The organism is Sphingorhabdus sp. (assembly GCF_044338195.1).
Lineage (GTDB): Bacteria > Pseudomonadota > Alphaproteobacteria > Sphingomonadales > Sphingomonadaceae > Sphingorhabdus_B.
Window position 1 is genome coordinate 1 of record NZ_JBIIMC010000063.1, and the last position, 10594, is coordinate 10594.

At 55.1% G+C, this 10594-nt stretch carries 10 protein-coding genes; 1 reads left to right on the forward strand and 9 read right to left on the reverse strand.

What is annotated here, in order from left to right; all coding sequences use genetic code 11:
- Positions 1 to 5 precede the first annotated feature (5 nt).
- From rplB to ACIQZK_RS10690, 8 genes are all read right to left on the reverse strand, one after another.
- Positions 6 to 842, reverse strand: a complete 837-nt coding sequence (rplB, locus tag ACIQZK_RS10655) for a 50S ribosomal protein L2 (protein WP_183941962.1) — start codon at positions 840 to 842, stop codon at positions 6 to 8.
- 10 nt (positions 843 to 852) lie between these two features.
- A complete protein-coding gene (locus ACIQZK_RS10660) occupies positions 853 to 1161 on the reverse strand; it encodes a 50S ribosomal protein L23 (protein WP_183941963.1) in 309 nt (102 codons plus the stop codon).
- Positions 1154 to 1780 carry a 50S ribosomal protein L4 gene (gene rplD, locus ACIQZK_RS10665; RefSeq protein ID WP_324479316.1) on the reverse strand — a complete coding sequence of 209 codons (627 nt, stop codon included), beginning with the start codon at positions 1778 to 1780 and terminating at the stop codon, positions 1154 to 1156. Before rplD ends, ACIQZK_RS10660 begins: the two co-directional genes overlap by 8 nt.
- A gap of 3 nt (positions 1781 to 1783) precedes the next feature.
- Positions 1784 to 2614: a 50S ribosomal protein L3 gene (rplC, locus tag ACIQZK_RS10670; protein ID WP_397576106.1), complete on the reverse strand. Its 831-nt coding sequence runs from the start codon at positions 2612 to 2614 to the stop codon at positions 1784 to 1786.
- Between the two features lie 213 nt (positions 2615 to 2827).
- Entirely contained in the window at positions 2828 to 3139 is a 312-nt protein-coding gene (gene rpsJ, locus ACIQZK_RS10675) for a 30S ribosomal protein S10 (protein WP_022672862.1), read from the reverse strand.
- 147 nt (positions 3140 to 3286) lie between these two features.
- Positions 3287 to 4477 carry an elongation factor Tu gene (gene tuf, locus ACIQZK_RS10680; protein ID WP_397576107.1) on the reverse strand — a complete coding sequence of 397 codons (1191 nt, stop codon included), beginning with the start codon at positions 4475 to 4477 and terminating at the stop codon, positions 3287 to 3289.
- A gap of 141 nt (positions 4478 to 4618) precedes the next feature.
- Complete coding sequence (locus tag ACIQZK_RS10685) at positions 4619 to 5161, reverse strand: GNAT family N-acetyltransferase (RefSeq protein WP_397576108.1); 543 nt, start codon at positions 5159 to 5161, stop codon at positions 4619 to 4621.
- A 58-nt stretch (positions 5162 to 5219) separates the two neighbouring features.
- Positions 5220 to 7892, reverse strand: a complete 2673-nt coding sequence (locus ACIQZK_RS10690) for a TonB-dependent receptor plug domain-containing protein (protein ID WP_397576109.1) — start codon at positions 7890 to 7892, stop codon at positions 5220 to 5222.
- 173 nt (positions 7893 to 8065) lie between these two features.
- Here ACIQZK_RS10690 and ACIQZK_RS10695 point away from each other — a divergent pair, with 173 nt between their 5' ends.
- Positions 8066 to 8437: a tRNA-binding protein gene (locus tag ACIQZK_RS10695; protein WP_397576110.1), complete on the forward strand. Its 372-nt coding sequence runs from the start codon at positions 8066 to 8068 to the stop codon at positions 8435 to 8437.
- A gap of 28 nt (positions 8438 to 8465) precedes the next feature.
- Here ACIQZK_RS10695 and fusA read toward each other — a convergent pair whose 3' ends face one another.
- Entirely contained in the window at positions 8466 to 10538 is a 2073-nt protein-coding gene (fusA, locus tag ACIQZK_RS10700) for an elongation factor G (RefSeq protein WP_395634902.1), read from the reverse strand.
- Positions 10539 to 10594 lie beyond the last annotated feature (56 nt).

A 10594-nucleotide genomic window follows, 5' to 3' on the forward strand; every position in this document is an offset into this window, starting at 1 on the left:
ATGAGTTACCTCTTCTTCTTAGCATGCCGCGAACGGATGATCATCCGGTCGGTCGACTTGTTGCTGCGGGTACGAGCACCCTTTGTTGGCTTACCCCAAGGTGTAACCGGATGACGGCCACCGGATGTACGACCTTCACCACCACCATGCGGGTGATCGACAGGGTTCTTAGCAACACCACGCGTCAGCGGGCGAATGCCGCGCCAGCGATTGCGGCCTGCCTTGGCAAGGGTCGTGTTCGAGTTGTCGGGGTTCGAAACCGCGCCAACTGTACCCATGCAGGTGCCGAGAATGTAGCGCTGCTCGCCTGAGTTCAGGCGAACGATAACGCGGCCACCGTCACGACCGACCAGCTGCACATAGGTGCCTGCTGAACGTGCGATCTGACCACCCTTACCGGGCTTCATTTCGATGTTGTGGCAAATCGTACCAACCGGCATCTGGCTCAGCAACATCGCGTTGCCTGGCTTAACGTCGGTCTTTTCGCCGGCAACAACAACGTCGCCTACGGCAAGACGCTGTGGTGCAAGGATGTAGGCCAGTTCACCATCTTCGTACTTTACAAGTGCGATGAAGGCCGAACGGTTGGGGTCATATTCCAGACGCTCAACGGTTGCAGGCATATCCCATTTACGACGCTTAAAGTCGATCAGACGATATTTTTGCTTGTGACCGCCGCCGATACCGCGCGAAGTCACGTGACCCTTGTTGTTACGGCCGCCGGTCTTGCTCTTACCTTCGGTCAGTCCCTTTACAGGACCGCCTTTGTAGAGGCTCGACCGGTCAACCAGCACAAGGCCGCGACGGGCGGGGCTAGTTGGTTTGTAGCTTTTGAGTGCCATTATCCTGCCCTTAAATACCGGTGGTCACGTCAATGCTCTGGCCTTCGGCCAAAGTGACGATTGCTTTTTTGACATCCGAACGCGTGTAAGGCTTGCCCTTCCAGCGCTTGGTTTTGCCCTTTTGCACGAGCGTATTCACGTTCAGGACCTTGACGTCGAACAAGGCTTCAACAGCTGCCTTGATCTGTGGCTTGGTCGAGCTACCCGTGACTTTGAACACAACAGCGTTGTGCTCCGACAGCAGGGTCGCCTTTTCGGTGATGTGCGGTGCAACGATCACGTCATAATGACGCACGTCGATTGCTTTATCCTTAGCCATTGAAACGGGCCTCCAGTTTCTCGACCGCAGCGCGGGTCAAGACCAGCGTGTCATGCTTCAGAATGTCATAAACATTGGCACCAACAGCAGGCATCACGTTGATGCCGACCAGGTTAGCCGAAGCCATACGGAAATTGTCGTTGACGGTGTCGCCGTCGATAACCAGCGTCGTCTTGCCGAAACCGAGCTTGCCAACCTGACCCTTAAGCGCCGCAGTCTTTGCAGCAGCCAGATCAAGATCTTCAAGAACGATAAGCGAACCAGCCTTAGCTTTGCTCGAAAGCGCCATCTTCAGACCCAATGAGCGGATCTTCTTGTTCAACGATGGGTTAAAGTCACGCAGACGGGCACCATGGGCCTTACCACCACCGATGAAGATCGGAGCGGCGCGGTCACCGTGACGGGCAGTACCGCCACCCTTCTGGTTGCCGAATTTCTTGCCGGTGCGTGCAACGTCTGAACGCTCACGGGTAGGACGAGCCGTACCGCGGGCCTTTTCACGCTGCCAGGTAACAACACGGTGCAGAATGTCGGCGCGTGGCTCAATGCCAAATACGTCGTCATTCAAATCGATGTCGCCCTTTGCCTTGGCGTCGAGGGTTTGAACCTTGAGCTTCATGGCTTAGCCCTCCTTCTTTTCTTCGCCGGCGTCAGCAGCAGGTGCTTCGACAGCGGGCGCAGCTTCAGCGGCAGGCGCTTCAGCTTCGACAGCGGGGGTGTCTGCAACTTCAACTTCGGTGTTGATGATGACGTCTTCGACCACTGGGGCTTCATTGTCATTCTTCAACGCGCCGGGGAACGGAGCAGCTTCAGGTGTAGGAACCTTGACGGCATCGCGAACAAGCAACCAACCATTCTTCGCGCCGGGTACCGAACCCTTTACGAAGATGAGACCGCGCGTAACATCGGTGCGGACGATTTCAAGATTTTGTTGTGTACGCTGACGGTCACCCATGTGGCCGGCCATCTTCTTGTTCTTGAACACCTTGCCTGGATCCTGGCGTTGGCCAGTCGAACCATGGGCACGGTGGGTGATGGACACACCGTGCGATGCGCGCATACCACCGAAGCCCCAACGCTTCATGGCGCCGGCAAAGCCTTTACCCTGCGTGTGGCCAGTGATGTCGACGAGCTGGCCGTCAACAAAATGGTCTGCGGAAAGAGAAGCGCCGACAGGCAGCAAGCCGTCGGCATTATCAACGCGGAATTCAGCAACGCGCGCTTTTGGCTCGACCTGTGCTTTAGCGAACTCGCCGCGTTGTGGTTTGTTTACATTTTTCGCTTTACGGGCGCCGGCGCCGAGACGAACAGCAAAATAGCCATCCTTCTCTGCATTGCGGGCTCCGACCACTTGGCAGCCTTCCAGCGCCAAAACGGTCACAGGTACGTGACGACCATCTTCATTGAAGAGGCGCATCATACCCATCTTTTTCGCGATCACGCCAGTGCGCATGATCCATACTCCAACTTATGTCAGAGGCCCGGCTGGCAGGATTGCCAGGAGGGCGTGACGCCTAAATCCAGCCCTGAATTTTTAAGCATTGCCCCGTCCGGGCTAGGCACCAGCGGCTCACCTTAATGAGCGATCTGGTAAGACGGGGAACGCAGCCCGAGTAAACTCGGCGGTATTCCTATTGTCTCACTCTACGTGCGTAGAGATATCGGCTTACGCCAATTTGATTTCGACATTCACACCAGCAGCAAGATCAAGCTTCATAAGCGCGTCTACGGTCTGTGGCGTGGGCTGCACAATGTCGAGCAACCTTTTATAAGTACGAACTTCGAACTGCTCGCGTGACTTTTTGTCAACGTGCGGTCCGCGGTTCACTGTGAACTTTTCGATACGGGTAGGAAGTGGAATTGGACCACGGATAAGCGCGCCAGTGCGGCGTGCGGTGTCTGCGATATCGCCAGTTGCCTGATCGAGGACGCGATGGTCAAATGCTTTCAGGCGGATGCGAATATTCTGCGTTTCCATGGGTTCACCAATTTCCAAATTCTATCAATATCAAAGAGCCGAAAAACAGCCATTCCGACTTGCGCTTTCGAAGCCGGAACAGCTGTTTTGAAATTCTAAAAACCGCCCCGCCCGAATCAAAGAGTCGGGCGGGAAGCGCGGCCTATATTACTTCGTGATGGTGCTGACAACCCCAGAACCGACGGTGCGTCCGCCTTCGCGAATTGCGAAGCGAAGACCTGGGTCCATAGCGATTGGAGCAATCAACTTAACCGAGATGGTTACGTTGTCGCCTGGCATAACCATTTCAGTGCCTTCTGGAAGGATCACTTCGCCGGTCACGTCCGTTGTACGGAAGTAGAACTGTGGACGGTAGTTTGCGAAGAATGGCGTGTGACGGCCGCCTTCGTCCTTCGAAAGAACGTAGATTTCTGCCGAGAACTCAGTGTGCGGCGTAACCGAACCTGGCTTGCAGAGAACCTGACCACGCTCAACTTCTTCACGGCCTACGCCACGAACAAGCGCACCGATGTTGTCGCCAGCTTCACCCTGATCGAGCAGCTTGCGGAACATTTCAACGCCGGTAACGGTCGTCTTCTTGGTGTCCTTGATACCAACGATTTCAACTTCTTCGCCAACCTTGACGATTCCGGTTTCAACGCGGCCGGTAACAACCGTACCACGACCCGAGATCGAGAACACGTCTTCAACTGGCATCAGGAATGGCTTGTCGACTGGACGCTCTGGCTGAGGAATAGCTTCGTCAACGGCAGCCATCAGTGCAAGGACAGATTCCTTACCGATGTTGTCGTCACGGCCTTCGAGTGCAGCAAGTGCCGAACCACGAACGATTGGAATATCGTCGCCTGGGAAATCATACTTCGAAAGAAGCTCACGGATTTCCATTTCAACCAGCTCGAGAATTTCTTCGTCGTCAACCTGGTCAACCTTGTTCATGTAAACAACAAGTGCAGGAACGCCAACCTGACGTGCAAGCAGGATGTGCTCGCGTGTCTGTGGCATTGGGCCGTCAGCAGCGTTCACAACGAGGATAGCGCCGTCCATCTGGGCAGCACCGGTGATCATGTTCTTAACATAGTCAGCGTGACCTGGGCAGTCGACGTGTGCGTAGTGACGGTTGGCTGTTTCATATTCAACGTGTGCCGTCGAAATGGTGATGCCGCGCTCGCGCTCTTCTGGAGCCTTATCGATGTTGGCGAAATCAACAGCGGTACCACCGTAAGTTTCAGCCATGATCTTCGTGATTGCTGCAGTCAGCGTGGTCTTGCCATGGTCAACGTGACCGATGGTGCCGATATTGCAGTGCGGCTTCGTCCGCTCAAATTTAGCCTTTGCCATTTTTCAAACCTTCTTACTTTAGAAATGTCGGATTATGTTCAGATGGGACGCGCCTGCTGAATCAGGCGTGGCCTTTAGTAGGTCTTTTCTGGTTCTGCAAGCTTTGCCTGCATATCCTTGTCGAACCGATGATTTATCGTGTCAGCCGAAATGCTTCTCCATACGGAGCAAGGGTATTTCGACACCGCCCACGCTGGCATATTCTTGCTCTGCTACGGGCGCATAGCCCTGCGCACGATACAGTGGAACCCCAGCCGCCGTTCCCATCAATTCAACGCGCTGAAAGCCCGCCTGTCGTGCCGCATCTTCACAAAGCGCAAGGATGCGTGCGCCGATTCCCCGCCGCGTAAAGTCCGGATCGGTATACATGGCCCGTATCTTTGCCGCGTCGGTGGCGGGGTTAAGTGTGGCAGGTTCCCGCGCCACAACGCTGTCGTCGCCGCCATAAAGTGTCGCGCGAAAGCTCCACCCGCCACATCCGGCGATTCGGCCTTCGCATTCGATAAGGAAATAGGTGCCGTCGCGCACCAACTGCGTATCGAGTCCCATTACCTTGCCGCTGGCTGCGACCTGTTGAGGTGTCAGGAAGTCCGACTGGTTCTGCGCAATTGACCGCGCCATGAGCGCATGCAACGCTTTCAGATCATCGTGCGTGGCAATGCGATGTGTGAATTCGTCGCGCATTCCGCTGCCTCATTACAAAAAGAAACGGGCAGAAGTTTCCTCCCGCCCGCTTTCAATATCAAGGCGAATCAATAGTCGATGGCGACTCGCACATAATAAAAGCCGCCATTGATCCCGAACGCCCCCCCGAACGCGGATAGACTTGGCCGTCTGCAAGACTGTTGGTCAGCGCATAAACCGGATTAGTCGCCGTCGGCGCAATCTTGTCGGGATAGGTATCGAACAGATTGTTGGCACCAAGGGTCAGGGTATAGCGATCAGCGAAGGTATAGCTGATGTCGAGATCGGTGACGAATTTAGCACCGAACTTCTGCCCTGGATATTCAAGCTGATTCGCCCACGAACTGAAATAGTTTTGGCGCGCATTGATAGAAAAATCGCCAATCTGCCAGTTTGCCGACGCATTAACACGATGCTTAGGCGGCAGGTTCGAAACGTTGAACCTCTGCGCCGGACTGATCACCGACGGGTCAAAGTCGGTTACCTTGCTCTTGTTATAGTTATACGCAAGCGTCAGGCTTAAAGGTCCGCCAGCCAGATCGGTGCGGTAATTGGTTACGAAGTCGAAACCGGTGGTGCGTGTTTCAAAACCGTTGGTGAAGTAGTTCACGTCGCCCGCAAGGCCCACGACTGCCAGCGAAGGCAACGCAACGAGATCCGCTGCCGACACCGTAAAGGTCTGCGAAATGCCGATGCGGTTCTTAACCTTGACCGAATAACCGTCGAGCGTGATGCTCAGCCTGTCCACCGGCGTCAGCACGATGCCGCCCCCGAAATTGACCGATTTTTCCGGGTTAAGCGAGGTTGCACCATAATATTGGGCAATGTCGCTGGTTACGGGATAGGTGCCGGTTTGCACCTGATTTCCGCTGCGGAAGTTGGTGGTCACGATCTGTGTGTTATTCTGGCCCGGCGATGGAGCGTGGAAACCCGTACCCGCCGTAAAACGCAACGCAACCGCATCGGAAAAATCATATCGCGCATTTAATTTGCCGACAACCGTGCTGCCAAAGGTGTCATAATGCTCCCACCGTCCAGCGACGCCGGCAGTGAATTGTTCTGTGACATCGGTTTCAGCACCGACATAAACCGCATAGCTTTGTTGGCTGTTGGTGCCGGCAAAGGTCGGGCTGACACCGCCATAGCCGCTGGCGGCGGGTGATTGGGTCACGCGGCTATTGAACACGTATACGCTCGGATCGGTTTCGCGGTACAGATCCTGAACCGCAAAGGGACCCGCACCATAAGATTGCAGGTCGCCGACGGTCGTCTCATATTCCTCGCGGCGATACTCAGCGCCACCAGACAAGGTGATCGGGCTAAAGAAGCCAACTTCGAGCGGATAGGTTAGATCCAGATTGACGTTCTGCTCACGCTGAATGAGCTCGCCGAAGAAAAATTCGGTCTGGCTTTGCGGGCCGTACGACGCACTGAGCGAGTCGGTCATCGACAGCGACAGGGAATTGCGCGCGAGGGTTGCCGAAACATCATATGTCAGGCCGCTTTCAGCCTCACCCTTCACACCTGCAACACTGTAAAACTGGTCAACCTTACCAATGAAGCGCGGCGTAAAGCCGCCGGGATAAATCGACGCAAAATTGAATGTCTGTTGCGAGTTGGCAAGATTGGAAAACACGAATGAACCAGCCGGGCAAGTCGCGTTACCAGCGGGGCATGGCGTCAAATAAATGGTATTGAAAGAGCCATTACGACCGGGCGAACGCGTCGCTGGCGTGCCCGTTCCGATGTCAACGGTCAGCGGCACCGGCGCGCTGATGGGAGAGCGATAGTTGAAGCTCTGATCCGCCTTGCTATGCGCATAATTGGCGACCAGATAGATCTGGGCGCTATCCCCGACGTCGAGCGCACTGTTCATGAACAGCTTGTAGCCATCCGATGGCGACGAGCCCCAGATTTGTGCGGGGAGGCCGCTGGATAAATTGGGGATGCTGCCAACGACGCCTGGTTGCGTCCGCGCCAGTTCAAGCGCGATCGGGCGCGTCGCACCGCGGCTGGTGCCTGCACTGTCGAACCATTCGCCCGAGATGTTGACGAAACCGCCGCTACCGAGCTTGAATCCGGCATTGGCCGACATCTGCTTGCGCGTGCCGTCGCCTTCATATTGCTGACCCCACAGCGCCTGTACATCAAAGCCCGCATCGTCACGTAGCTGATAGTTAATCACACCGGCAATTGCGTCTGAACCATATTGCGCAGTCGCACCGTCACGCAGCACTTGAAGATTTTTGAGCGCGATCGCCGGAATATTGGCAACGTCGGCACCCTGTGAACCGAACGACAACGCGGTATCACCGCCCGTATAGACCTGGACCAGCGCAGACCGGTTGTAACGCTTGCCATTAATCATGACGAGAATCTGGTCAGCACCAAGGCCGCGCAGCGACGGGGCGCGCACAAAGGTCGAAGCATCCGAAATCGTGTTCTGCGGTACATAAAAGGACGGAACCAGGTTGCGCACTACGTCAAGCAGGTTCGCCTGCGGCTGTCCCTGCAACTCGTCCGAACCGATAACATCGACTGGCGAGGATGATGCGGTATCCGACCGATCCGTACGACGCGAGCCGATTACGACGATGGATTTTTCTTCGCCGGTGGCTGCTGTTGTTGTGTCTTCACTATCCTGCGCCATTGCAGGCTGCGCCGCCATCAACGCAACCGCGGCGGTTCCGCACGCTAACCACGCGCTCGATACAGATTTAAAATGTGACATGAAAATCTCCCTGATGGGCCGGGTCATTGCCATGGCATTTTCATGGCTGTGCACCTTCGGCTATTCCTTCCATCCCGCGCTTGTTATTGGTCAAAAAGGTCCTGATGAGAAGGGCCTCGGAAAATTGTTACAAAATGTGACAAAAACGTCACAAAATGTAAAAAGGAGTCGCCATGCACCTTGTGCCGGATCAACGAGCCGACGCCGCGGAACTGATCGATTTCGCCCAGTTTCTGGCGGTCGATATACGTGTGGGGAAATTATTGGCGGCGGAGCCATTAAGGCATGCCCGCAAGCCAGCCTATGTGCTGACAATCGATTTTGGTGATATAATCGGTGTGAAGAAAAGCTCGGCGCAAATCACAGAGCATTATACGCCAGAGGAATTGCCCGGACGACTGGTCGCCGCAGTCGTCAATTTACCACCAAGGCAAATCGGCACAATCATGTCAGAAGTGCTGACGCTCGGCTTTCCCGATGCCAGCGGGGCAGTCGTTCTTTTTACACCCGACCGCGAGGTACCGTTGGGCAGCCGCCTCTTTTAGGAAGCAGCTGCCCGATAGCGTCTGGCAATTAAGCCATCTTTTCCTTGATTTCGGCCGCAACGTTCGATGGGACTTCATCATAATGATTGAAGAACATCGAATAGTTTGCACGTCCTTGCGTGAACGAGCGGAGCTGGTTCACATAGCCGAACATGTTGGCCAAAGGCACCATGGACTCAACAACCTGCGCATTACCGCGGCTGTCAGTGCCCTGAATTTGACCACGACGTGAGTTCATGTCGCCGATTACATCGCCCAGATATTCCTCAGGAGATACAACTTCGACCTTCATGATTGGTTCAAGCAGTTTGATGCCGGCTTTCTGCGCAGCTTCACGCATGCCTGCACGGCCAGCGATTTCGAATGCCAGCGCCGAGGAGTCGACGTCATGATATGCGCCGTCATACAGCGTGATTTCGAAATCGATGATCGGGAAGCCGATAAGCGATCCGGACTCTGCGGTTTCGCGCATGCCCTTTTCAACCGATGGAATATATTCCTTCGGAATGTTACCGCCCTTAACTTCATCCTTGAAGATGATGCCCGTGCCACGCTCGCCCGGCTTTACCGTGAACTTGATACGGCCGAACTGACCTGAACCACCCGACTGTTTCTTGTGGGTGTAATCAACGTCAACTTCGCGTGCGAGATATTCGCGGTAAGCAACCTGCGGCGCGCCGACATTTGCTTCAACCTTGAATTCACGACGCATACGATCGACGATGATGTCGAGGTGAAGCTCGCCCATGCCTTTAATGATCGTCTGGCCGGATTCGTGATCGGTCGAAACGCGGAACGATGGATCTTCAGCAGACAGACGATTGAGCGCGATGCCCATCTTTTCTTGGTCAGCCTTGGTCTTTGGTTCAACCGAAAGCTCGATAACGGGCTCTGGGAATTCCATACGCTCAAGAATGATCGGCGAACGTTCGGCGCACAAAGTGTCACCAGTTGTCGTTTCCTTCATGCCGGCAAGCGCGATGATGTCGCCTGCGAATGCTTCGTCAACGTCCTTACGTTCGTTGGCGTGCATTTCGAGCATACGCCCGACCTTTTCCTTCTTGTCCTTCACCGAGTTCAGGTAGGTGCCCTTGACGAGCGTACCCGAATAGATGCGGATGAAGGTCAGCGAACCCACGAATGGATCGTTCATGACCTTGAACGCGAGTGCCGAGAACGGCGCATCGTCAGCTGCTGGGCGGCTGTCTGGCTCAAGGCTGTCCATCTTGACGCCTTGAACATCTTCAATGTCGAGCGGGGAAGGCAGATAATCGACAACAGCGTCGAGCAATGGCTGAACGCCCTTGTTCTTGAACGCCGAACCACAGCAGACTGGAACGAACGACTGGTTCAGCGTGCCCTTGCGGATCAGCGCCTTCAGCGTTGCAACGTCAGGCTCATTGCCTTCCAGATAGGCTTCCATGGCAGCATCGTCTTGCTCAACAGCAAGCTCGATGAGGTCGCTGCGATACTTCGCAGCTTCGTCAGCCAAGTCAGCAGGGATATCTTCGTAGAAGAAGTCCGCACCAAGCGATTCGTCTTTCCAGATGATCGCACGGTTGTGCACGAGGTCGACGAGACCCTTAAGGTCCGCTTCCAGACCGATTGGAATGTACAGAACGGCTGGCTTTGCACCCAGACGATCGATGATCGATTGAACGCAATATTTGAAGTTCGCGCCGGTACGGTCGAGCTTGTTGATGAAGCACATGCGTGGAACGCCGTACTTATCGGCCTGACGCCATACGGTTTCGGACTGTGGCTCAACGCCGGCAACGCCGTCGAAGCAAGCAACCGCGCCATCGAGAACGCGCAGCGAACGTTCAACTTCAATCGTGAAGTCAACGTGGCCTGGCGTATCAATGATGTTGATGCGGTGGTCGTTCCAGAAGCAGGTCGTTGCAGCCGAGGTGATCGTGATGCCACGCTCTTGCTCTTGCTCCATCCAATCCATGGTGGCGGCGCCATCATGAACTTCGCCGATTTTATAAGACTTGCCGGTGTAAAAAAGGATGCGCTCGGTGGTCGTGGTTTTACCGGCGTCGATATGCGCCATGATCCCGATGTTGCGATACATATTGAGTGGATGGCTGCGTGCCATATGCTTTACTCCGAAGTGTGGGCCACCGAAGTGGCCCGAATGTGATTACCAGCGGT

Excerpts from the sequence above, each read along its gene's own strand:
- rplD (WP_324479316.1), bottom strand. The coding sequence starts at position 1,780 with ATGAAGCTCAAGGTTCAAACCCTCGACGCCAAGGCAAAGGGCGACATC.
- tuf (WP_397576107.1), bottom strand. The coding sequence starts at position 4,477 with ATGGCAAAGGCTAAATTTGAGCGGACGAAGCCGCACTGCAATATCGGC.
- ACIQZK_RS10695 (WP_397576110.1), top strand. The coding sequence starts at position 8,066 with ATGCACCTTGTGCCGGATCAACGAGCCGACGCCGCGGAACTGATCGAT.
- fusA (WP_395634902.1), bottom strand. The coding sequence starts at position 10,538 with ATGGCACGCAGCCATCCACTCAATATGTATCGCAACATCGGGATCATG.
- rplB (WP_183941962.1), bottom strand. The coding sequence starts at position 842 with ATGGCACTCAAAAGCTACAAACCAACTAGCCCCGCCCGTCGCGGCCTT.
- ACIQZK_RS10660 (WP_183941963.1), bottom strand. The coding sequence starts at position 1,161 with ATGGCTAAGGATAAAGCAATCGACGTGCGTCATTATGACGTGATCGTT.
- rpsJ (WP_022672862.1), bottom strand. The coding sequence starts at position 3,139 with ATGGAAACGCAGAATATTCGCATCCGCCTGAAAGCATTTGACCATCGC.
- rplC (WP_397576106.1), bottom strand. The coding sequence starts at position 2,614 with ATGCGCACTGGCGTGATCGCGAAAAAGATGGGTATGATGCGCCTCTTC.
- ACIQZK_RS10685 (WP_397576108.1), bottom strand. The coding sequence starts at position 5,161 with ATGCGCGACGAATTCACACATCGCATTGCCACGCACGATGATCTGAAA.
- ACIQZK_RS10690 (WP_397576109.1), bottom strand. The coding sequence starts at position 7,892 with ATGTCACATTTTAAATCTGTATCGAGCGCGTGGTTAGCGTGCGGAACC.